This window comes from Marinobacter sp. LA51 (assembly GCF_030297175.1).
GTDB classification, from domain to species: Bacteria; Pseudomonadota; Gammaproteobacteria; order Pseudomonadales; family Oleiphilaceae; genus Marinobacter; species Marinobacter apostichopi.
Genome location: NZ_AP028070.1, coordinates 2,008,147 through 2,031,852 on the forward strand (window position 1 = coordinate 2,008,147; position 23,706 = coordinate 2,031,852).

The 23,706-nt window shown below is 56.4% G+C and carries 17 protein-coding genes; 5 read left to right on the plus strand and 12 right to left on the minus strand.

What is annotated here, in order from left to right; translation table 11 throughout:
• Positions 1–224: 224 nt before the first annotated feature.
• Positions 225–842: a hypothetical protein gene (locus QUE89_RS09300; RefSeq protein WP_286219826.1), complete on the plus strand. Its 618-nt coding sequence runs from the start codon at positions 225–227 to the stop codon at positions 840–842.
• Positions 843–975: 133 nt separating this feature from the next.
• On the opposite strand, the gene QUE89_RS09305 is transcribed toward QUE89_RS09300, so the two are convergent.
• The 3 genes from QUE89_RS09305 to QUE89_RS09315 all read right to left on the minus strand — a co-directional run bounded on the left by QUE89_RS09305 (position 976) and on the right by QUE89_RS09315 (position 3,574).
• The gene (locus tag QUE89_RS09305) at positions 976–1,767 is read right to left on the minus strand and encodes a DUF6160 family protein (RefSeq protein WP_286219827.1); all 792 of its coding nucleotides are present in this window, start codon (positions 1,765–1,767) and stop codon (positions 976–978) included.
• A 121-nt stretch (positions 1,768–1,888) separates the two neighbouring features.
• The gene (locus QUE89_RS09310; RefSeq protein ID WP_286219829.1) at positions 1,889–2,785 is read right to left on the minus strand and encodes a DUF6160 family protein; all 897 of its coding nucleotides are present in this window, start codon (positions 2,783–2,785) and stop codon (positions 1,889–1,891) included.
• A 162-nt stretch (positions 2,786–2,947) separates the two neighbouring features.
• Positions 2,948–3,574 (minus strand): hypothetical protein, encoded by a 627-nt coding sequence (locus QUE89_RS09315; RefSeq protein ID WP_286219830.1) that lies wholly within the window; start codon positions 3,572–3,574, stop codon positions 2,948–2,950.
• A 389-nt stretch (positions 3,575–3,963) separates the two neighbouring features.
• On the opposite strand from QUE89_RS09315, the gene pabB reads away from it, so the two are divergent.
• Positions 3,964–5,085, plus strand: a complete 1,122-nt coding sequence (gene pabB, locus QUE89_RS09320; RefSeq protein ID WP_286219831.1) for an aminodeoxychorismate synthase component I — start codon at positions 3,964–3,966, stop codon at positions 5,083–5,085.
• 39 nt (positions 5,086–5,124) lie between these two features.
• Here pabB and thrH read toward each other — a convergent pair whose 3' ends face one another.
• Entirely contained in the window at positions 5,125–5,739 is a 615-nt protein-coding gene (gene thrH, locus QUE89_RS09325; protein WP_286219832.1) for a bifunctional phosphoserine phosphatase/homoserine phosphotransferase ThrH, read from the minus strand.
• Between the two features lie 181 nt (positions 5,740–5,920).
• Between thrH and QUE89_RS09330 the strand changes: the two genes are divergently transcribed.
• Positions 5,921–6,643: a phosphoadenylyl-sulfate reductase gene (locus QUE89_RS09330; protein WP_286219833.1), complete on the plus strand. Its 723-nt coding sequence runs from the start codon at positions 5,921–5,923 to the stop codon at positions 6,641–6,643.
• Positions 6,644–6,700: 57 nt separating this feature from the next.
• On the opposite strand, the gene cysB is transcribed toward QUE89_RS09330, so the two are convergent.
• Positions 6,701–7,678: an HTH-type transcriptional regulator CysB gene (cysB, locus tag QUE89_RS09335; RefSeq protein WP_286219834.1), complete on the minus strand. Its 978-nt coding sequence runs from the start codon at positions 7,676–7,678 to the stop codon at positions 6,701–6,703.
• Positions 7,679–7,920: 242 nt separating this feature from the next.
• On the opposite strand from cysB, the gene QUE89_RS09340 reads away from it, so the two are divergent.
• The gene (locus tag QUE89_RS09340; protein ID WP_286219836.1) at positions 7,921–10,656 is read left to right on the plus strand and encodes a winged helix-turn-helix domain-containing protein; all 2,736 of its coding nucleotides are present in this window, start codon (positions 7,921–7,923) and stop codon (positions 10,654–10,656) included.
• Between the two features lie 245 nt (positions 10,657–10,901).
• On the opposite strand, the gene dinG is transcribed toward QUE89_RS09340, so the two are convergent.
• The 5 genes from dinG to QUE89_RS09365 all read right to left on the minus strand — a co-directional run bounded on the left by dinG (position 10,902) and on the right by QUE89_RS09365 (position 17,950).
• Positions 10,902–13,103 (minus strand): ATP-dependent DNA helicase DinG, encoded by a 2,202-nt coding sequence (gene dinG, locus QUE89_RS09345; protein WP_286219838.1) that lies wholly within the window; start codon positions 13,101–13,103, stop codon positions 10,902–10,904.
• Positions 13,103–13,819 (minus strand): general secretion pathway protein GspB, encoded by a 717-nt coding sequence (locus QUE89_RS09350; protein ID WP_286219839.1) that lies wholly within the window; start codon positions 13,817–13,819, stop codon positions 13,103–13,105. The genes dinG and QUE89_RS09350 overlap by 1 nt, the downstream gene beginning before the upstream one ends.
• A gap of 2 nt (positions 13,820–13,821) precedes the next feature.
• Positions 13,822–15,540 carry an ExeA family protein gene (locus QUE89_RS09355; RefSeq protein ID WP_286219840.1) on the minus strand — a complete coding sequence of 573 codons (1,719 nt, stop codon included), beginning with the start codon at positions 15,538–15,540 and terminating at the stop codon, positions 13,822–13,824.
• Between the two features lie 100 nt (positions 15,541–15,640).
• Positions 15,641–17,128, minus strand: coding sequence for a DUF3336 domain-containing protein (locus tag QUE89_RS09360; RefSeq protein ID WP_286219841.1), 1,488 nt, complete (start codon positions 17,126–17,128; stop codon positions 15,641–15,643).
• Between the two features lie 36 nt (positions 17,129–17,164).
• Complete coding sequence (locus QUE89_RS09365; RefSeq protein ID WP_286219842.1) at positions 17,165–17,950, minus strand: MlaA family lipoprotein; 786 nt, start codon at positions 17,948–17,950, stop codon at positions 17,165–17,167.
• 110 nt (positions 17,951–18,060) lie between these two features.
• Here QUE89_RS09365 and QUE89_RS09370 point away from each other — a divergent pair, with 110 nt between their 5' ends.
• A complete protein-coding gene (locus QUE89_RS09370; protein WP_286219843.1) occupies positions 18,061–18,468 on the plus strand; it encodes an acyl-CoA thioesterase in 408 nt (135 codons plus the stop codon).
• 7 nt (positions 18,469–18,475) lie between these two features.
• Here QUE89_RS09370 and QUE89_RS09375 read toward each other — a convergent pair whose 3' ends face one another.
• Entirely contained in the window at positions 18,476–19,597 is a 1,122-nt protein-coding gene (locus QUE89_RS09375) for a beta-ketoacyl-ACP synthase III (RefSeq protein ID WP_286219844.1), read from the minus strand.
• 134 nt (positions 19,598–19,731) lie between these two features.
• The gene (hrpA, locus tag QUE89_RS09380) at positions 19,732–23,667 is read right to left on the minus strand and encodes an ATP-dependent RNA helicase HrpA (RefSeq protein WP_434784062.1); all 3,936 of its coding nucleotides are present in this window, start codon (positions 23,665–23,667) and stop codon (positions 19,732–19,734) included.
• Positions 23,668–23,706: the final 39 nt, after the last annotated feature.

Here is a 23,706-nt window from a genome sequence, read left to right on the forward strand (position 1 = left end):
ACAAAATGCATAAAAAGTTCCGACAACATCCTCTGGATTGCCGCTCCTCCCTAACAATACCCGATTTGAGTCGAATCTGATCACAAAGCAACAAAAACCAACTTGAAAACCTGTCGGACAAACCGAATACTGACTATGGAGCGGACGGTTTCTGTTGTGATGTCAGAAGCCTGCTTTCGCAGCCTTCAATTCTGCAAGCCTGCAAGCCTAAAAAGGACCTGACTATGAAACGCTTGAACCTGCTTGCCGCCGCAGTTGCCGGAATCACAGCTTCCCTGCCCGCCTTGGCGGGTGTCCAGGCTCTCACCTCAGATGAAATGGTAGAGACATACGTCAAGGACTCTGCCGTTATCATCGTGCCAAAGAAACAGCAGAAATCGGAAGCAAACCGCCAGCGCATAATCCGCGCACTGACCATTTCTCCGGGCGAACCAGTTTTAACCGAGGCCGAAGAAGAGTCGTACCGGGAAGCCCTGCAGCGATATGTGGAAGAAGGCAGAAAGGACGCGCTGGCAAGTGCCGAGGAGGAATTCCTTAGACGCGCACTACTCCTCCCTCAGGATGAGCTAGCCCGAGCCCAACCGCCAGCCGAGTTCACACCTACCATCCCGCCTATTATTTTCGGGCAACGGGCGGAGATTCCCGATGAGCCCTTCACCCAGACTTTCCTGAACGATCAACTGGGTATCGGCTTCGACGGACAGAACCTGAACTTCTCAATTGGCAACCCACCGGGTATCGATCGGGTCCAGATTCCACAGGCCATAAACGAGGGGCCAATCAGCCTGACCCCGAGACCAGGTGGCGGATTTGATCTTTCAATTGCAGTACCGGATCAATAATTGGCATCGCGACTGCTGACCCTAAATACTCAGGCTAAAAAGAGCTAGTCTGCAGGTAGAGTTTAAGATGCTGAAAGGGATTAAGATTTAAGACTGAAGAAATCTAAGTGTGCGGTGTTAATGGTGCGGGGAGTTAGTGGTTTAGCGTAATGGCCGTATCGGTCACCCGCACATTGTCCAATGTGACTCCACCAAGACCCACGCCGCCTATCGACAGATTGCTCATTCCAATGTCGGCTGCGAAGTTATGCACTTCTACGGTCACAGTGTCCCTGCCGATGCCTGACTGTGCAGCCGAGAGAGGTCGGAAGGTGGAATCCAGCACTGCAAATCCCGCCGGCTCCATTCCCTTAACGTATCCACCCTCAATCCCCACGGTATTAGCGCTGGCATCCGCTGTCAGATTCTCGATGGTGAATTCTGAGTAGGTACTGACACCTTGTGATGAACCGTCAGCGGCAGGCGGATTAACTCGACGGCGAATTTCTTTCAGCAACCCCCAAGCCTCGAAATTGGTAAAGAGGGCGGTTTGTCTGGCACCGGCACTCTCCAGGGTGACGTCATCGGCGCGGAAACCCCAGTCGATTTTGTCAGAGATTCCAGGCTGCCAGGCCACACCCAATACGCCATCGGAATCGATGTCCAAGGTCATTCTGGCGTCATCGAAATTTACGCCATAACCTTCACTCAACCCTGCCTGAGTAATACCTGCACCGCCCATGGTGATGCCATCTACCTGATAGGCGCCTGCATTTTCGAATCGGTATTGGCCAAGGGTGGTTTGACCGGAGTACTCGACGGTAAGGCCCGCCTGAGCCACAACACCCGACAACTCATCGTCCGCAACCGGTTTCAGGTCTGCAAATGCCCCAACTGAACCCGAAACCACAGCGGCCAGAACGCCAAACCTCAGCAGTGAAACCATATCACCTCCGGACAGACTGTAAGCAGGGTCGATAGAAACGCAATTTCAGAATGAAAACAGGAAAGCTAAAACGACGCCCTCACCGAGGGCGTCGCCGGTCTTCTTGTCACGAAGGCAAAGCTTAGTGACCGTAGATGACCATGTCGGCACGAACAGCCAGGTCGGTCATGTATACGTTACCGATGTTTTCGGCACCACCAGTGTTGATGTTCAACAGGTCGAGGTCACCAGAGAAGTCCTGAACGTTTACACGCAGGGCGTCAATGGTAGTAGTGCCAGTGTTGTAGCCCTCGGCTACGCTTACGTCCACCTGGGCGTGAGCGAAACTGATTGGACCTGCAGACACGGTCGCACCGCGACGGTTGTGCAGCTCGAAGTCCAGGCTAGTGCCAATAAACGGCATGGTCAGGTTACCGTTGGCGTTGAAGTAAGCGTTGATGTTCAGGCTGTTGCTTTCTTCATTGATCAGAACGTCGATCGGACCCAACAGACCGTCAATGCTCAGGTTGGAAACCAGAACGGTACCCGCATCGCCAGCGGAGTTGAGGTTGCCAACTGTGCCGGTAGATTTACCCAGGGCGATCTCACCAATGCTCAGGTTAAAATCAACTGGCGTACCGCTCTGCGAGCGCAGCGCGATAACCAGGTCACCGTCGGTAACGGCCTGAGGGGTTTCATTAGCACCACTTACGTCAAAACCAGCGCCCGCCAGGTAAGTTGCGCCCAGTGCAGGAACGCCCAGGTCGGTACCGTCGCCAGCAACGTCGATGGTCAGACGGATATCGTCAAGGTCAGTACCAGCCTGACCAGAGAGGCTTACGCCAGAGAAAGCCAGGAAACCCTGGTCCTGGTAAGCAATCTCGCCGATGGTCACGTTGGCGGACAGGTCAATGGTGATACCATTCTGACCAGTCACGGTGCCCATGGTGGCATCGTTCAGAGCTTGCATTTCCGCGTTAGCGGCAAAAGGAGCTGCGGCTACGGCGGCTACCAAAGCGATTTTTTTCAGGCCTTTCATACTAGATCTCCTAGAATTTTATTTTTTTCTTCAACAGCCATTTCCTCTGGCTGCGAGATCAGTCTGTCAGACCGTGACACCCCAAACTGCGAGGTAAAGCACATTTCGGTAACGGATTGTCACACAAACTTACGATCCGATAATTTTTGTGACGAACTCCGCTTACTGGGGTGAACCGGTTCCGTTTCCGGCAAAGACCATAGGCGAATACTTCTTGGCTGCACCCTCATGGAAAGTCACGCCGCTGGACGACAGCGTATATTCCGTTGCCACCACTTCGGCGTGGCCACCTAAATACTCCAGCTCGATATTGACCTGGTCGATCTCTGAATCCGGGCTCGGTTTGTAGTCGTAAACCACGGCCGAGCCCAGGATTCGCCCTTGCTGGGCTTGCATAGATAGCGCCTTTCGAACGGAGTTCAGTACCAGTTGGCCATTGACCCCGATCAGCGGTTCTCCCGGAGGGACGGCCCAAACGTAACGAACGCTGCCATCTGGCATCAGTGCCGCCCCGAATGGTGCGAAATCGTCATGGTTTTCGATGATGTTTTTGGTTTTGTTGGTGACATGCTGCAACAGATACTGAGTATTCGCGCGGATTTCTGTCGCAATCTGCTCAGGGCTAGGTTGTTTAACCTCTTCAGCGCTTAGCACCGGTTGACTGAACCCAATCACGATGGCTGACAGGCACAAACCGAAGGCGCGCCGAAAATTTGTCCAAGGCGTCAACCAAACCTGAGTCGATGAATGCAGGAGGGATAAAAGGGAGGGCTGGAAGCCGAGCATCATAGTTCTTATTCCTTTTGCTGAGCGTAATAAATGCCTGAACCCTGCTCAGTGAAGTAAAATGCGCTTCAGAGCTCAGGGAATGAGCACTATTAGATCAGCGTGACTTACCCGGAAACAACGTGCTAACTGTGCACGGCTTATCACTTCAGAGATTATTTAAGGAATTCATTTTGACCTCGCCATCGTTAGCGACCCTGTCCCGAGAAGCCTATGAGCGCCTATTGAGGCATGCCTCCCGCGCGGAGGACTTTGCTTACATCGGTAGCGAAGGCGCAGGAAACGCGCGGGGCAAGATGAGAGGGTTCACTGCTCTGGCGCAGCAACATCTTCGGCTACATGATCTTGCGCAAGCACCCGTGGACTCAATCGCTTCTGAGATGACGGAGCCAATGGACAAGCACGCCATTGCAGGGACCAGGAGCGGCAAGTACTTGCTGGGAGGCTGGTACGGAGTGCTGGCCTATGAATTCGGTTTACAACGGGAATCAAAACTCAGCGGGCTGGGTAAGGACATGGCGTTTCCGGTACTCTTCGCCGGCTTCTACCTGTGGGCCGCAAGCTACGATGCCGAATCAGACACCCGCTACCTCTGGATTCATCCGGACTGCCCGCAGCATACCCGCGACACGCTTACCGACTGGATGTCCAAAGACGACTGCGGAAAAGATCGCCCATGGCATATTGTTAATCGGTTCACGCCCAGCCAGACCAAGGCCAGCTTCATTGAAAATGTCAGCAGGGTTCGTCGGTACATTCACGCCGGAGACTGCTATCAGGCCAATCTGTCTCAGGAATTCACCGCGCAGTACACCGGAGAGCCCTGGGCGGCATTTCAGTCTCTAGCCGAAGCCTACGCTACGCCCTACAGCGCATTCATCAGAGTTGGACGTTTCTCTGTACTCTCCTTGTCTCCAGAGCGTTTTTTTGAGATCCAGGGCAGCACCATTTCAACCAGTCCGATCAAAGGTACCCGCCCCAGAGGAGAAAGCGAGGAGCAAGACAACGCGTACGCCGAGGAATTACAGGCCTCAGAAAAAGATCGTGCCGAAAATCTGATGATTGTCGATCTGCTGAGAAATGACTTAAGCGTAAACGCCAAGGTGGGCAGCGTGCAGGTGGAGAAACTCTTCGCTCTCGAGTCCTACCGCAACGTCCATCACCTGGTCAGCCACATTCGGGCCGATCTGGCGGACAATGTCTCACCAATTAAAGCGCTGATGGATGCCTTCCCCGGAGGGTCGATTACGGGGGCGCCAAAGATACGGGCAATGGAAATCATCGACGAACTTGAACCCCATTGGCGGGGCCCTTACTGCGGTTCGGTATTCTACTGGGGGCTGGACGGCTCACTGGACAGCAACATCGCGATCAGAACCATGCTGTGCGATGGCGAGGGCACCATTCGCTGCTGGGGCGGCGGCGGGATCGTTGCCGATTCCACCCCTGAAAGCGAGTACCAGGAAACCCTGACGAAAGTTAAGCCGCTGATGGATTTCCTGGAGAATCTCTAGGGGGCCGATAGCAGCCCCCTAACCTTTACCAATGCTCGACTACGCGTCGTGCACCGCACTCGCCTTCAAAAACTCCTGCCGCAGATCATCAAAGTTATGCACCGCAGGATACTGCGGAAACTCTTCGATCACGTTCTTGGGGGCATGAAACAGAATCCCCGCTTCGGCCTGGCCCAGCATGGTCGTGTCGTTGTAGGAATCACCGGCTGCGATTACCCGGTAGTTCAGCAACTGGAAAGCCCGCACTGACTGGCGCTTGGGATCGCGCTGACGCAGCAGGTAATCGGTGATCTGGCCGTTTTCGGCTACTTCCAGCTTGTGGCACAACAGCGCGGGGAAGCCGAGTTTGGCCATCAACGGCATGGCGAACTCATAGAAGGTGTCGGAGAGAATCACCACCTGGAAGCGCTGGCGCAGCCAATCGAGGAATTCACGTGCACCGGGCAGCGGGTCCAGCTCACCTATTACTTCCTGAATCTGCGGAAGGCCATAGCCATGCTGATCCAGGATCTTCAGACGCTGGGTCATCAGCACGTCGTAATCAGGAATATCCCGTGTGGTCGCCTTGAGCTCTTCGATGCCAGTTTTTTCGGCGAATGCGATCCAGATTTCCGGAATCAGTACTCCTTCAAGGTCAAGGCATGCGAGTTCCACAGTGGTCTCCTGATAAACAGTTGAGTGCGCAAGAGCGGGTGCTCTGGCTTGGTTAGCGCCGTATGATAAAAAAAACCGCCGGGGAATGCATCGGGCATATCCATATAGATCCTCATTCCTTCAAGCTATGAGGCATTTAATGGTAGCCTTTTCACTCATTTAGATCAGGTACTGAAAAGCAATGACTGACATTCAGCAGCTCCGGGACGACCTTGAAGGCCAGAGCCCACGCGCCATTCTCAAGGCCGCACTGAACAAATACGACAACATCGCCATCTCGTTCAGCGGCGCCGAAGACGTCGTGCTGATTGAAATGGCGCATCGTTTAACCGACAACTTGCAGGTATTCACACTGGATACCGGTCGCCTACATCCGGAAACCTACGAATTCATTGAGCGTGTGCGTAAACATTACGGCATTAACATCGAAGTCCTGTTCCCCGATTCGGCCGAAGTACAGGATCTGGTGAACCGGAAGGGGCTTTTCAGCTTCTTCGAAGACGGCCACTCTGAGTGCTGCGGTATTCGAAAGGTCAATCCACTGAGGCGCAAGCTGGCCACCGTGGATGCATGGATCACCGGTCAACGCAAGGACCAGAGCCCGGGCACCCGCAACGACGTGCCTGTGATTCAGGAAGACACCGCCTTCTCGACAGAATCCAAAACCCTGATCAAGTTCAACCCGCTGGCAAACTGGACATCAAAAGAAGTGTGGGACTACATCCGGATGTCGGAAGCGCCCTACAACGAGCTGCATGAGAAAGGATTTGTCAGTATTGGCTGCCAGCCCTGCACGCGCCCTGTCCTGCCGGGCCAGCATGAACGCGAAGGACGTTGGTGGTGGGAAGAAGCGACCAAGAAGGAATGCGGGCTGCACGCCGGTAACGTGATCGCCAAAGAGTAAGTTGCCTTGGAAACCTGCTAAGGCAACTTTCCCCGCCTATTAAAAGCGCCCACCTGATTAATAGGTGGGCAGCTCGATATCCCTGAACAACTCTTCGATTTCTGACCGGCTGCCCTGATGGGCAACGGCCTCATCGACCCGCTCCCGGGTCAGGTGCGGCGCAAACCTCTCGATAAAGTCGTACATATAGCCCCGGAGGAAAGTGCCTTTCCGGAAGCCAATGCGAGTTACACTCAGGCGGAACAACTTTCGGGCATCCAGAGCGACCAGGTCCGGATCGGCCTTCGGATCGAACGCCATACTGGCAATGATGCCTACTCCCAGCCCCAAACGAACGTAGGTCTTGATGACGTCTGCATCGGCGGCGGTAAACACCACCTTGGGTGTCAGCCCCTGGGATTGGAACGCCTCGTCGAGCTTGGAACGTCCGGTAAAACCAAAAACGTATGTGACCAATGGGTATTCAGCCAACTCCTCGAGCGTGAGTTCATCCATTTTCGCCAGCGGATGATCCTTCGGCACGATGACGCTGCGGTTCCAGCGATAGCAGGGCATCATGATCAGATCGTTGAACAGCTCCATGGCCTCGGTTGCAATGGCAAAGTCCACTGCGCCATTGGCGGCCATTTCGGAGATTTGCATCGGGGTGCCCTGATGCATGTGCAGTGACACGTCCGGGTAGGATTCAATAAAACCGCTTATGATCGGCGGAAGCGCATAGCGTGCCTGGGTATGGGTGGTGGCGATGCTCAGGTCACCCTGGCGCTGGTTACTGAATTCCTGGGCAATTTTCTTGATGCCCTCGACCCGACGGAGAATTTCACCGGCCTCCCGGATGATTATCTCGCCGCCCGGTGTTATTCGGGTCAGGTGCTTGCCGCTGCGGGCAAACACTTCCAGGCCAAGCTCATCCTCAAGCAAACGTATTTGCTTGGAAATGCCCGGCTGAGAAGTAAAAAGACTTTGAGCGGTTGCGGACACATTCAGGTCGTGGTGAGCAACCTCCCAGATATATCGCAACTGTTGTAATTTCATTGAACCTGTTGCTCCTGGATTCCCGGTATTCGGCTGGCTGCGGACTCAATCCGCTTTGCCCAAGCGTACGCATAAAAAAGGTATTTTTCATTCTTTTTTAGAATAGGCGGTCCTTGTCTTTTAGTTTAGACCAAAAATGCATTACCACTGCTCCAGACAGGGCTTTCTGTGATTTTGGCGCTTGACTTGGCTGTGACAAAGCACACAATCCGTTATCGACACTTGTTGTAACCGGGACCCCCATGCTGTTGACCACCAAATTCCTTCGGCCAACGACGGACCGGCGCGCGGTCCATCGCGATCGGTTGAGTTCATTGCTGAAGCCTGCGAGCCCCAAGAGGCTGAATCTGGTGATCGCCCCTGCCGGTTTCGGGAAGACTACCCTGGCAAGCCAGTGGTGCGCCGAAACACCCTCCCCCACAGCGTGGTTGTCGCTGGACGAACACGACGACGAACCCCGACGGTTTTGGCAGTATGTAATAGGAGCTTTCGAATACGCAGGGCTGGCTGGGTTAGCAGACTGCCGAAAACAACTCAGCCAAGTCGACGGTGATACCGCAACTGGTGCAATAACCGGTTTACTGAATCTACTGTCGGCGGATGCCAGTCCCTGGCTGCTGGTACTGGATGACTTCCACTTCATCCGGCATCCCCAGATTCTTCGGGATTTCGCCTACTTTATCGACTACCTGCCGCCCGAAATTACGGTCACCCTGGCATCCCGAACAGAACCCGCACTGCCACTGTCGCGCTGGCGGGTTCGGCGCTGGGTGCAAGACGTTCATCCCGGTTTGCTGGCGTTCTCAGAGGATGAGTGTCGTCGTTTCTTTCAGGACACCATGGGGCTGAGCCTATCAGAAGCCGATGTCCGGTCCATTTGTCGAAGAACCGAGGGCTGGGTTGCGGCTATGCAACTCACAGCCCTGTCTGGCAACAGTGCCAAGAGCGCTGACCTATCAGCAGGAACAGGTTCGGGGATACCGGAGCCACAACTGGATGTCGACGAGCGACAGATCAGCGATTACGTTCTAACCGAGGTATTGGAACAGCAGCCCGAAGAACTGACTCAGTTCCTTCTGGATACCGCCTGTTGTCCTCGCCTGAGTGCGTCCTTGTGCGATGCTATTCGGGCAACCACAGACAGCCAGAAACTGCTGGAGAGATTGCTCAGCCAGAATCTATTCCTGATCCCCCTGGACACCGACAACCAATGGTTCCGCTATCACGACCTGTTCAGGGACGCGCTGCTCCAACGTCTAAAGCAAACGGATCCGAAGCGATCAGAGGCGCTGTGGCGCAGCACCGTCGAGTGGCTCCTTGATCATGGCCACGTCCAGGACGGCATCAGCCAGATCGTGCATCAGGATGACCGGCAATGGCTTGCGGCTGTATTAGCCGAGCATGGCAACAACCTCATCCATAGCGGCTATCACCTGCCGGTACTCGATTGGCTTGAGTTTCTGCCAGAATCACTGATTGAAGAGAGCCCCCAACTGCAGATGCTCCGAATCTGGGGCCGTTTCTTTGCCAACCGGCTTGATACCCTGGACCCGCTTCTTGGCAGCCTTGAGGACTTGCTTGACCGACGAGTTGCCGACTCTCATCCGGACGCCGAAGGTGCCCTCGGATTGCAGAGCGAAATTTCCCTGGTGCGCTCGTACCTTGCGCGCACTCGCAGTGATGATAAGAGCGCCAGCGATCTGACCCGGCAGGTACTTGAGGACATCGACCACACACGCATTCCCCTGAAGTCTGTCACTTATTATGGCGTCGGGCTGGACTACTTCGGGAAAGGGCTGTTGATGGACGCCGAAGATGCCCTGCAATCGGCCGTCCGTTATGGTCAGATCGAGCGCAAGCCCAGCACGGTACTGTCCAGTGGCGGCTTGTTGGCGTGGATTCAGTACAACCGCGGCGACATTGAGCTGGCCCTGGGCAGCTGCACCGACATCCGCAGATGGGTGGACAAACATTACTCTGATCCAAGCCAGCCCCGGCTGATCTCGTGTTGGCAAAATAGCGCCTTGGCCGAGATCTACCGGGAACGCAATCAGCACTCACTGGCGGCCACCCATCTTGCGCCACTTCTGGAGCATGTACATCGCGGCACCGAGCCGGGGCAACACGTCATCATCCAGTACGTGCGTGGGCACCTCGCATTCAGTGAAGGTCGATTTACCGATGCCATCGAAGCGCTGGAGGATGCGGCCCAGGTGGGACGCAAGCGCAGGGAGCACATCGTCTTTGAGCCACCCGCGAGTTCGGCCCTGCTAGCCAGATGCCACCTCGCCCTTGGCGACCTCGAAAAAGCCGAGGCCTGCCTGATCGCGACGGAGACAGAGCCTACGTCCAACCCGTTGAACCGCGAACAGAACCTGATCAGCCTTGCTCGCCTGAGAGTCGCCCAGAATCAGCCAGAACGGGCCCAGGAAATTCTCAGTGCTCTGTTACCCGCAGCCGAGCGCAATGCCCACAATCGTCACCTTGTTGAGATTCTGCTCGTTTATGGTGAAGCACTGGACCTTCAGGACCGGGCACAAGAGGCGTGTGAAATGCTGAATCGGGCTGTACGAAAGGCGTCAGAGGCAGGATTCATGGGCCTGTTTATTGAGGAGAGCCCGCACCTGCGTTCCATGCTTAGGCAGCTTTCCCTACTAAAGACACCCGGCAGCTGGTTCCGGGAACTCACCCAAGTCCTCGACAAACTGACTGACGGTGTAGAGGCGCCAGAAGCCCAACCAGTAGCCGCATCAGCCGGAAGCGCAGCCACTGTTTTGCAGGAACCGCTTAGCCAACGGGAAATGGAAGTTCTGGCTCTGATTCACGAGGGGCACGCCAACAAGCAGATTGCCGCTCGTATGGACGTCGCACCCGCCACCGTGAAAGCCCATATCCGCAATCTTTACGGTAAGCTCGGCGTGGGCAGACGCACCGAGGCGCTGGCAAAAGCACGGGATCTCGGCTTGCTCTCGGGCTGAGTGACAGAGTTCATTTTGTGACGCACGTCGCGTTTGCTCGCCACAAACAACCCGGACTACGCCCTTTGGACGATCCGTTTACGCCCCCTAAGCCCCTATTATGGTTTCAACGGTGAGGGAAACCTCTCCTTGAATTCTGAAACTTCAGGCCTTCAGATTTCTTGCTCCGCGTTGTTTCGACGCCCTGGGTTCGAGAGAACCCTTTTAATAAGAGCCACCCCTACGGGCTGGCTCTTTTTTTATGGTCAGTATTCGATCACACGGCGAAACGGCGGCAGCGCGTCCAGCAACAACTGGCCATAGCGCCGGGCAATGATGCGGCGGTCAAGGATGGTGACACGGCCAGTGTCCTGCTCTGTTCTCAACAGTCGGCCGACCGCCTGAACGAGTTTGATCGACGCATCGGGAACGGTAATTTCCATGAACGGGTTTCCGCCTCGCTGGGTCACCCACTCGGCCAGGCTCGCTTCAATCGGATCGTCTGGCACCGAGAATGGCAGCCGGGTAATAACCACGTGATGCAGGTACTTGCCCGGCAGGTCAATGCCCTCGGCAAAACTGGCCACACCGAAGAGGACACTCGGGCGTCCCTCATCTACCCGGCTGCAGTGCTGCCGCAGAACCTCGCCCTTGGCCATGTCGTCCTGGGTGATGATCAGGTCCGGATACTCGGGCGCCAGTGCATCGCGCACCTGCTGCATCTGCCGACGTGAGGTAAACAGCACCAGCGTTGCCTTCTCGCCCGCCCACAGATCGGGCAAACGCTCCACCAGGGCATCGGTGAAGGTATCATCGGTTGGCATGGTGGACATGGCGGGAACTTCCACCGTGGCCATTTCTCCATAGCGGAATGAACTGGGCACCACCAGATAGCGGCTGGATTCGGGCAGTCCGGCACGGGCCCGTAGACGATCAAAGCGTCCCAGCGCGGTCAGCGTGGCACTGGTCAGAACTGAACCGTAAGCTCTGGACCAAAGCCTGGAGTACAACAGACTGTCCGCTAGCACTGGCGAACTGTAGAGGGTAATGTCCTCGGCGTGGTCCCAGCGCTGTCTGACCGCCCAGCGAGCCGGGGCCGGACTCTTGTAGCCGGTGCGCTTTTTGGCAGCACCATCGGCTTCATCCGATTCCGTTTCGTTCCCAGTCGGCTTGGCCTCGCCCTGCTCGCACCAGGCAACCCAAAGCCGGAGCTGGTCCTCCGCCCGACTGTGGAATGACCCGATCACCGGATACCAGGCCTCTGCGGTATCCCGGTCAATCTCATGGTCTTTGCGTTCATCGAACGCGCCCTGGAGCTCATCGGCCAATGCCCCCAAGTGACGCACCAGATTGGCCGTGGCAATGCGTGCTTCGGCGGAAAGATCAGCCAATGCCTCGGGCAATGCGCCTTCCGGATAACGCCATTGGGCGGTGCGGCGTTCTTCGTTGAATTCCCAACCGGTGTTCTGTTCCGCCTCGTCGTATACCCGGGTCAACACCTGATCGACTTCGCGGGAGGCACCGCTGATCCGATCCAGGGTCTTGGTGCCTTGTGTTCCTGGCGCCAGAAACGGCTGCATTTTGGTCAGGGCCTGAGACAACTGTTTCAGCCACTGGCGCGTGGAGTTCAACGGAACCGACGCGGCAAAGTGATTCAGCGCCTTGTCCGGCAGATGGTGGGCCTCATCGAAAATGAACAGGGCGTTTTCTGGTTCAGGCAGGATAGCTCCGCCACCCAGGGCCAGATCAGCCAGTACCAAGTCGTGATTGGCCACGACTATATCGGCGTCATCGAGGTCCTTACGGGCGTCGAAAAAGGCACAGCTGTCGAAATAGCTGCAATGGCGGTTGGTACACTGGCGGTGATCGGTGGTGACCTGCCGCCAGACATCGTCCGGGATTTGTTCGGGCCAATGGTCCCTATCGCCGTCCCATTTACGGGATCCGTAGCTCGCCAGCATTTCTTCAAAAAAGGCACGGGTGCCCGGCTCCTCGCCTTTGGGGCCGTCGAGCAGGAACAGCGGCATGGTATCGCTATCGCCATTGCCCTCGTCGTGAAGCCGTGCCTCCAGTCTCGACATACACAGGTAGCGCCCCCGGCCCTTGGCCAGGGTCCAGCTGAAATCCATGTTGCTGTGCTTTCGCAGGTCCGGGAGATCTTTGAGAACAATCTGATCCTGCAAGGCTACAGTGGCAGTGGAAATCACCAACGTCTTGCCCAAGGCCTTAGCCACGGGTATTGCGGCAATCAGGTAGGCCAAGGTTTTACCGGTACCGGTGCCGGCCTCGACCACACAAGCCGAGGCTGGCGATGTCCTCTGGCCATCATTCTCGGTGATATCACCCATGTACCGGGCAATCTCGGCGATCATGAGCCGCTGACCATAGCGCGCCCGCACGTCCTTGCCCGCAAGAACGTCCCGATAACCCTGCTGAATCTGCTGTTTGATCTCGTCAGTTAAAGCCATCAGCGCGGGCTCACCCAGTCGCGGACGATCCCGACCCGGAAGCGCTGACCCTGCTTGCTGAGTACCACGCCATCCTGGGTGATACTTTCCACACGTAGCCCCGAGAAGCTATCGCCCCGGCGCAGGTAATTGCTGTTGATCATGACGCGGCTGGCGAAAGGATCGGAGGCGTAGATGTGGCTATTGAAGGTCAAGTCAGGAACGCTCTTTTGGAAAGAAAGGGGGAGTTCAACCAGGTGCGGTACCCTGCCAGCCGGCGCCGGTGCTCGCAATACCGAATTGTCGCGGGCTCCTTCCGCAGCAGGAACAATGATCGTCGGTCGCTCTCTTGGGCTGGAGTTCGACGCGACACTGCCACTTTCCGCGAGCGGTTCATCCGCTTGTGCCTTGACGGGACTGGGGGCAGCTTCGGGCACAGATTCGGAAACCTCGACCTGAACTGATTTCTTCTCAACATCCGTCGTCGATGCCATCTCGCTGACGACATTCGCCGGCTGCTCGGAGGCCGGCACTGCGCCCACGGGGGACCCCTGCGGCAAGAACAGAACGCCCAGAACCCCGGCATTTACAACCAGTGCAAGTGCAAGCCAGACAACAGGCGATGCCTTTCTTTTCTTCGGACGATGGATCAGTTGAACCTGATGCCCCAGATCAGGAATCTTGCCCTGCCGACGTTCTGTCTCAGATTTCCTGAGTGCGTCCAGTATGTACGACATGTTTATTGACCTTCCGACGGGGCTGGTGGCGTCAACCGGGGGAATGGCCCACCCAGATCGTTGTTGATCTGGATTATGGTCATGGCGCCTGCGATGCCATCAACCGTCAGTCCCTTCAGATCCTGGTACCAGCGGATTTGCTTTTCCGTCGGCATCCGGTTGATTCGACCCGCCTCAACACTCGCCTCGCTGTGCCTGTCGGCAAGCTCCATCATGCGGGCGCCAATCCACAGCTGCTCTTCGCGGCTGCCGCTGTCCGCCGGCACATCCAGAAAGTCCGGGCGCCGCCAGAGGATGCGAAAATCACCAAACCAATACCGCTCGATACTGGTAAAAGTAACCTCCCGAGAGCCCTCAGGGGAAATGATTGTCGCCGTGCCTCCGTCCAAGCTTTTCATCACGGCATAGCCGCGTTTGCCGGATTGATCCCGAAGCTCGAGGATAGCGGGCCTGTTCAGGAACTCGAGGCTGCGACGGGCGCCTTGCCGCTCGAGGCAGGCCATGCCCTCGGCACGGGCATACTGACAAGCGGTTGGGAAGTCTTCTGGCCGGTAATCATGCTGCCAGAGCTTGAACAAAGAACGGAATGCGTCCACCAGTTCAATGGAGTCCGACGAAAACTCAAAAGTCTCGACCACCGGGACAGCGTTCGACGGCCCTTGCTGATCCTGCTGTGCCGAACTCGAAGCTGACGCCAAGCCGCCGGATTGGTCGGCGTTCTCTGAGTCCCCTCGCTCCACTATGCCAGCTTGCACGGATGTGGACGAAAATCCTGCCTGGATGTCAGTCACGGTCACCGGCCAACGATCTGCTAGCCAAACCGTTCCCACTACCGCCACCAGGAGCGAAGCTGTGAGCAGCAGGTAATGGGATGATTTGCTGACCCCGGCGGGCTGCCTGGCCTGCATGTTGGAGGTATCGCCCCTGACTTCCCGGGCCGCTTGGCGAATGTGTGCTGTGGTGATTTCATGCTCGCCTTCAGCGTAAGCACCCAGCAGAGCGCGATCACTGATCAGGTTGATCAACCGGGGAATGCCCTGGCTTTCCTTGTACAGCCGGGAAACTGCGCCGGAATTGAAAATATCTCCGCGCATACCGGCAACACTCAGGCGGTAGCTTAAATAGTTCGGTAACTCCGGGCGACCGATAGCATCCAGGTGATAGCGTGCGGTTACCCGCTGATTCAGCTGTCGCAACTCTGGCATTGCCAATATCTGCTGCAATTCAGGCTGACCCAGCAGCACGATCTGCAACAGCTTTTTCTCGGCGGTCTCCAGATTGGTCAAAAGGCGCAGCTGCTCAAGCACATCCGCGGAAAGATTCTGGGCCTCGTCAATCATCAGGACCTTATGTCGCCCGGCAGCATGAGCACTGAGCAGATCCTGGTTAATCAGATCAACCAACTCTTTAATGGTTGCGTTGGCGGGATGCGACACGCCCATTTCATCGCAAACGGATGAAAGCAATTCACGAGCGGAAAGTCGTGGATTGAGAATAAGCGCAATGTCGACATTTTCCGGAGTGTTTTCTATGAAACACCGGGACACCGTGGTTTTTCCTGTTCCCACCTCTCCCGTGATCACAATAAAGCCGCCCTGCCCCTGAACGCCGTACATCAGGTGCGCCAGGGCTTCCTTGTGGCGTTCACTGAGGTACAGGTAGCGGGGATCGGGCGCAATGGAAAACGGCGGTTCCCGAAAGCCGAAAAAGTCGTAATACATGAGTATCCAGTCTGGTGCTCAGGTGCCGGGCCTGGCGGTGTTACACAAGCCCCGGCTCTCTATCGCGGTATCATACCGCTGGCTTCGCAGGCCTGTCATCTCACGATTCGCTGGAATCCGAATTGCTGACCAGGCGCAGGTCGGTGGTTCGACGATTTTGCTGCTTCAGGCGACGAACACAGCGCTCGAGGGTCTTGGATATGCGGGCGTGGGATCGGATCATCGAGATTTTCGGCCAGGTGGCGCGCTCGCCGGCCAGGATCATTTCTCTGACGTAGGCGGGTTCAGGATTGGCGAGCATCCGACGATAGTCTTTAAACGAGTACGATGGCGCAATGGTCACGTCGCCGGAATAACGTTGCGCCATAATGGTGTGAAGTTGACCAGACACCTGCCTCAGCAATTCCGGTTTAAGCCGCTTGCGCAAATAATCAAAAATGCCCTGACCGTGGAACTGAACCTCCGATTTCAGCAGATGCATCGGCAGGCTCGGAATCGAGAGTTTTTCATCCATTCCACGGTCGTTGAGAAACGGCACAACGTGCGGATTGGTCTGGCTGACTATGGTGAAGTTTACATCGTAAAGATGCATCAGGCGTTCGATAGGCAGATCACTCACCACCGATCCATCCACAAACTTCAGTCTTGGCATGTACGGCAGCGCATTACCGTGAATGTCTTTCTTCATCAGCGTGACCGGGGGGAATATACCGGGCACCGCGGCGCTGGCGAGGACAGCACTCCATACCATCAGGTAAGGCGAGGTATAGCCACACAGCAATCGGGCTTTCTGGTGCGCCTGGATTGGCGAGACACTCACGTTGATGGAGCGTCCTGTGCGCAGATACGCCTCTTCAAAGGTGTACTCGCCGATATTGGCGCGCACACAGGACTTAAGCTGGTCCTGGTCCATCAGGCCGTCGCCGCGCACGGCACTGAGCAACCCGCGCCACTTCCAGGCCTTCAGGTTGTGATTCTCCGGCACCAGCATTTCCGGGATCTCGGCATCGGTATGGACACCCAGAATGCCCGCAATAATAGCGCCGATACTGGAGCCGGCTATGACCTGAGGTAAAAGCCCCTTCTCCCACAACGCCTTGATCACACCAAAATGGAACATGCCTAGTGTCGCGCCGCCGCTGAGCAGGAGCGAGGGACGGCCGTAACTGGTCAGGGTGTCGCGAAAGAACTGCAGCTTTTCCGAAATGGGGAAACCTGGCACCGGATGGTCACACAGGTAATCCAGCGACTCACAGACCTGGGTGATGTACTCCTCAACCAGGTGTTTGGTGCCGACCCGCGAGTGAGTGTACAGGGCCGGATTACCCATATTGCCAAGATCATGATGCAAGCCTTCGCGGAGTGCCCGCTTCAGACGCTCAAAATCGTTTTGCTGGCGGTACTGTTTCAGGTTACTCAGGCGGTCGTAAATCAGTTCGTAGTGGTAGAGATCGGAGGCAAAGTCTTCTTTCCACTCGGCGCTGCCCTCAAGAAAATCGAGTTCCAGAGCCGCCGCCTTCCAAACTTCGTAATTAGGTGCCTCGGCAAGCATTTTTCGGAACTTTTTTATTCTTGGATCCCTGATCACTGGGAAACCTCCTGTTATTGAGCGAAACGTACAGGGTCAGAAATCTTCGAGCATCAAATCCTCATCGTTGCCGCTGGAAAAGGGATCTTCCACCATTTCACCATCCTTGATCAGGTACTCACGGCGCTGGAGAAATGCATTTCGGACAAAGATGTAAGTGTCACCCGAAATGAAACTCTCGGCCGGGATTAAATCGGCCCGCTTGTCGACAATCTGAACACCCCTGGCATACAGATCGGTCGGACTCTCGACCGCGTCCCACGCTGATGGCAACACAACGATGTCCGTCACCATACCACCGAAATGGCGCGGGCTCGAAGGCCCCAGCAACGGCAACATCAGGTAGGGTCCTGAACCGGCGCCCCAGTAGCCGAGGGTTTGGCCAAAGTCTTCAGGGCGCTCGGGGAGCTCAAAAGCCGTGGCAACGTCGAAAAAGCCAGCCAGTCCAAACACCGTGTTGTAGGTAAATCGACCGGCAGCCACTACGGCCGATTCGCCCTTGAGCTGCAACAGACTGTTGGCGAGGTTGCGAATTTCCTGGAGGTTATTGAAGAAGTTGGTGATGCCACGGTCGATGATATTGGGCGTTACCGTGCGATAGGTTTGCGCGACCGGCTTTAAAACCCACCGATCAAGGGTCTCGTTGAACCGGAACACCTTGCGGTTCCAGCCCTCATAGGGATCTGAAGCCCGGACCTCAGCCGCCCCTTCCGGTGCCGGCTCCTGCATAGCCTGGGCCGACGCCTGGCCAACTGGCAGCCCTACCAAAAGCGCCGTCGAGAGCAGAAAAACATACCAGCGCCGAAAAAAAAGTTGTCTCATTGTGTGCTCTTGGCTTGTAAAAGGGGTTGTGAAAGTCGTTTCGATCCGTCAAAAATACCGACGCTTTTATTTATTACTTTTATTCTGCTCGTTGTTTCGGAGGAACTCTTATGTCTGTACCGGGAAATCACGTTGCCACACTACCCGTGCCGCTCCGCTGGGGCGATATGGATGCGTTTGGCCACGCTAACAATACGGTTTATTTCCGCTTTTTCGAAGAAGCCCGTATCGTGTGGCTTAGCTCCCTGGATCTCGGTGGTCCGGAGGAACCAACCGGTCCGGTCATTATAAAGACCAGCGCGACATTTCTGAAGGAGCTGAATCACCCAGCGACCGTCGTGGTCGAAACATACGCAGACAAGGCAGGAAATACCAGCCTTGATACTTACCATGTGCTAACCGATGCCGAAACAGGCGATGTTTACGCGGAGGGATACGCCAAGGTTGTCTGGTTCGACCGCAAGACGCGGACCTCGACCCGGCTGCCAGATACCCTTCGAGCACTGGCAACCGAATAACGAGAGCTTATCGGCGGCGTACCACTACGCTGCCGATTGAGTAGCCGGCACCAAAGGAGCAGATCACCCCGATGTCTCCGGACTCCAGGTCAGCCTTGTGCTTGTGAAACGCAATGATCGATCCAGCCGAGCTGGTATTGGCGTACTCGTCCAGAATAACCGGCGCTTCATCCTCGGAGGCGTCGCGACCCAGCACCTTTCGGGCAATTAGCTGGTTCATGTTCAGGTTGGCCTGGTGCAGCCACATGCGACGCAGGCCATCCGGCGCCAGCGCCAGGTCCTGAAGCTGATTTTGAATGGTCTCAGCCACCAGCGGGGAAACTTCCTTGAACACTTTCCGGCCCTGCTGGATGAACAGCTTGTCGGGCTTGCCAACGCCCGATTCATCGGCACGGTTCAGGAAGCCGAAGTTGTTGCGGATATTGTTCGAAAACTGGGTTTTCAGACGGGTATCGAGGATCTCGAATCCCTGGCCCGCGCTGGTGTCCTCTTCCCGCTCAACCAGGATGGCTGTGCACGCGTCACCAAAAATGAAGTGGCTGTCGCGATCACGGAAATTGAGATGACCAGAACAGATCTCAGGGCTGACGACCAGAACTGAGCGGGCAGCACCGTTCTCAACCGAGTTGACCGCCGCCTGGAGACCAAACGTCGCGGAACTGCAGGCCACGTTCATATCATAGGCAAAACCGTTAACGCCGAGCGCCTGCTGCACCTCAATGGAAACCGCCGGATAGGCCCGCTGCAGGTTGGAGCAGGCAACGATCACTGCATCCACGTCAGCGGCAGTTTTGCCAGCTTGCTCCAGGGCTTCTTTACAAGCGGAAAGCGCCATTTCGCACTGCACCGAATATTCGTCGTTGCTGCGGTCGGGAATGAACGGCGTCATCCGATGCGGATCAAGGATTCCATCTTTGTTGATCACGTGCCGACGTTTGATGCCGGACGCCTTCTCAATGAAGGCCGAAGAGGACGGCTGCAGGGCAGTAACGTCACCGCTGGCGATGGCATCGGCATGCTCTGAATTGAAAATCTCAACGAACTGGTTGAAAGCTTCAACCAGTTCGTCATTGTCTATGGTCGCCGGTGGTGTATAGAGACCGGTTCCGCTAATGACGGCTTTAATCACGCTAACCCCACGTCTTGGTTATTAAAACTGAAGACTTGTCTGATATGCTGCCGGAAATACTAACACAGTCTCCGACGTTTGCCCGTCAGCAAAAGGTACCGTACGCACCGGACAGGGGCGCTCGGAGAATTGCCTTAAATGCGGGTCTGCGCCCACTGCCTTTCCAATCGTTTGACGGAAACCGTCATCGCCGTGCCCAGTTGTTGTGCAAAAAAGGACACCCGAAATTCCTCCAGCATCCAGCGATAGACTATCAGCTCCGGATCCCGAACGCCCTGGCGAAGCAGTTCGTCCCGCTTGCTGGCGTAGCGGGACCAGAGGGGCTCTATGGTGTGCAGGAATTCCCGTTCCCGTCCCATTTCCCGGGGCATCTTTTCCAGCCGAACCAGCGCTGCTTCGAAGTAACGGCCAAATTCCGCGAGCCACTCCGGCGGTGTCGCCACCAGGAACCCGGGATATATCAGGTTCGCCAGCTGAAACTTGAGATCGGCCATGCTTGAGGCCAGGGCCAGGCTGATCTTGCCCTTCAGTCGCTTCGCCACTTTCTGATAGCCCGTCATCGCCTGATATAACCGCTGATCCGCCTCTTCGAGCGCCGGGATAAAATCACCTCGGTGACGATCAAACAGGGCGTCAAACGCCTCGGCTGTCCTTGGTACGCCGTCGGCGAGAAAATGCTGCATTGCCGTGGCGAGTAACAGATCATCGAGCAGTACGCTGGCGCGACCAATCGGGGCAAACATGAGCGCAGACTGTTTGAATTTCGGCAGCTTACGCTCCAGATCATCCAGGGTCTTGCCGAACCGATTCAGAATCAGACGGGCCACGGCCTTACGGGTGGTGTCTTCTGCGGTCAATCGATCGAGGCAGCGAATCTGACGGACCGATTTCCCCTGGTCTTCCAGCGCGGGATAAACCGTTACCTGCATGCCGCCCTTTTCGGTCTGCACCTGTTCCGGCAAGGTGCCAAACTGCCAATCGGCGTGCTCAGCCGTGGGCTCAGCAGTTTTTGATTCACTGGTGGCTGAGGCCAGCGCCTCCTCTGCCTTTCCCTCCAGCTGGTCCTGCAGTTGGAAGGTCTCACGTCCCTCAGCCATGACCTTGCCACCATCCCCCATGACCCGTAGGTTCATGCGCAAATGCCGGGGCAATTCGTACTCCGGCCAAGCCTCTGGCTCAATCCGCACCCCGGTCATGCGCCTCAGTTGTTCGGCCAATTGCAGGGCAAGAGGTTCATTCGAAGGCTGCATATTTGCCAGCGCTGCATCGACAAAATCCGGAACCGGCACAAAATTACGCCGCAGGGACTTCGGCAACCCCTTCACCAGCGCGACACATTTTTCTCGCAGCAAACCAGGCACCAGCCATTCGAGTCGGCGGGAGGGAATCTGTTTCAGCGCCATGAGAGGTACTTGCAGAGTCACCCCGTCTCGCTCGCTGGTGGGTTCAAACTCGTAGCTCAGCGGATAGCGAACACCTTCCCACTCCAGGTAATCGGGGTACAGCTCTCCCGCCTGAGCGTCTACCGGGCGTTGCAGAATGTCCTCTTCCGTCAGCTCAAGGTGCTTGAGCTCTTCGCCAGACAGGCTTTTCCACCAGGTCTCGAAGTGCCGACCGCTGACAATATCCGCCGGAAGGCGCTCATCGTAAAAGGCCACCAACGCCTCATCATCCACCAGGAGGTCGCGGCGCCGGGTTTTCTTTTCAAGATTTTCAACGGTGTCGAGCATAGCCCGATTGCGGGCAATAAATGGCGCCTTCGAGCGATAATCCCCTTCCACCAGAGCGCGGCGGATAAAAAGATTCCGGCACTCCGCAGGATCAACCTTGCTGTAGGCAATCCGTCGCTTGGGTACTACGTCCAGGCCGTAGAGGGTCACCTTCTCGTAGCCCATCACCTGGGCCCTTTTCTGCTCCCAGTGCGGCTCGAAATAGTTGTGCTTGACCACATGCCCGGCTAGAGGCTCGATCCACTCGGGCTGAATGGCCGCGACCATGCGCGCAAATACCCGACTGGTCTCCACGATTTCGGTTGCAACGATCCACTTCGGGCCGGTTTTGGACACCTTGGAGCCTGGGAAAATCAACACTTTCCGGTTGCGCGTTGCCAGGTATTCCTTCTTTTCAACCTTCACGGCGACCTGCCCAAGCAGACCCGCCAGGATGGCCTGGTGCAGCGCCTCGTAACTGGCGGCATCTTTATTCGACGACAGTTTTTGCTCACGACAAATCAGGGTAAGCTGACGATGAATGTCACGCCATTCGCGCATGCGCATCCAGCTCAGGAAACTCTTCTGACAGACCTTCTTCATCTGGTTCTGGGACAGCTCCTGGCGTTGCTCCTCGTAGAAGTTCCAGATGTTCAGAAGGGTAACAAAATCCGATTCTTTGTCGTTAAAGGCCGCGTGCGCCTGGTCCGCGGCCTGCTGTTTTTCCTGGGGCCGCTCGCGAGGATCCTGCACACTCAGCCCGGCGATGATGATCAGGGTTTCGGCCAGACTGCCCTTGTCGGCCGCGGTGACCAGCATCCGGGCCAGCCGTGGATCCAGTGGCAGCCGGGACATGGTACGGCCAAGTTTAGTGACCCGACGCTTGTCGTCAACCGCGCTCAGCTCTTCGAGCAGCTTGTAGCCATCGTTGACCTGACGGCGATCCGGCGCTTCAAGGAACGGAAAGTTTCGGATCTCACCCAGACCAGAGGTCGCCATCTGCAGAATAACCGAGGCCAGGTTGGTGCGCAGGATTTCCGGGTCGGTGTATTCCGGGCGATTGATAAAGTCAGTTTCATCATACAGCCGGAAACAGATGCCCGGCGCAACCCGCCCGCATCGCCCTGCCCTCTGGTTCGCACTGGCCTGGGAGATGGGCTCGATGGGCAGACGCTGGATCTTGGAGCGCACGCTATAGCGACTGATCCTCGCAACACCGGTGTCGATCACGTAGCGGATTCCCGGCACCGTCAGTGAGGTTTCTGCCACGTTAGTGGACAGCACAATTCGGCGGCCCCGGTGTGACTGGAACACCCGATTCTGTTCCTGATTGCTCAGGCGCGAGTACAGCGGCAGGATTTCCGTGTGTTTCAGGTCTACGTGACGAAGCACCTTACTGAGATTCCGAATTTCCCGCTCACCCGGCAGGAACACCAAGACATCCCCGGGCGGTTGTTTCTCGGAGCGTTCGTGCTGCTCAATTTCATCGAGGGCGGAAATCACACCATCGGTCCAGCCCTGATCGCGATCGTCCTCGTCCCCAGTCAGTGGCCGGTAGCGAACATCCACCGGAAAAGTCCGGCCGCTGACTTCAATAACCGGTGCCTGGTTAAAGAATTCACTGAATCGGTCAACTTCGATGGTCGCCGAGGTAATGATTACTTTCAGGTCGGGGCGTTTGGGCAGAAGTTGGCGCAGGTAACCCAGTATGAAGTCGATGTTGAGGCTGCGCTCGTGCGCCTCGTCGATGATCAGCGTGTCGTACCGGTCGAGGAAACGATCATGCTGAATTTCCGCCAGCAGTATGCCATCAGTCATTACCTTGACCCGGGACTGCTCTGAGGTGGTGTCGGTGAATCGAACCTGATAACCAATTTGCTGACCAGTCTGTTCGCCAAGCTCATCGGAAATTCTGGCGGCAACACTGCGAGCGGCGATCCTCCGGGGTTGGGTATGACCAATGACACCCCGAATACCCCGGCCGGAGTTCATGCAGATTTTCGGGATCTGGGTGGTCTTACCGGAGCCGGTTTCACCGGCGATAATCACCACCTGATTGTTCTCGATGGCCTGCTGGATGTCATCTACGCGCTCCGACACCGGCAGGCCTTCCGGAAAACCGGCCGTTCTGTGCAACGCCTGACGCTGCTGAACTTTTTCGAGGCCCCGCTCCAGCCACCGTGCCATTTTCTCAAGATCCTTCTGGCCCGGGTCCCCCTTGGTTCGGGCCACGGCCTTCAGGATCCGGGCGGCTTCCTGCTGATTGCAGATCTCCAGCTGGCTCATCATGGCTTTCACGGCCGCCTTGCCATCAGGCGGCGGATTGACGGCGCTGGTTCGATCAGTGGTGGTGTTTGTCATCGCAATAGGGAGTCGTTCTCAATCGGTATCGGTTACTGG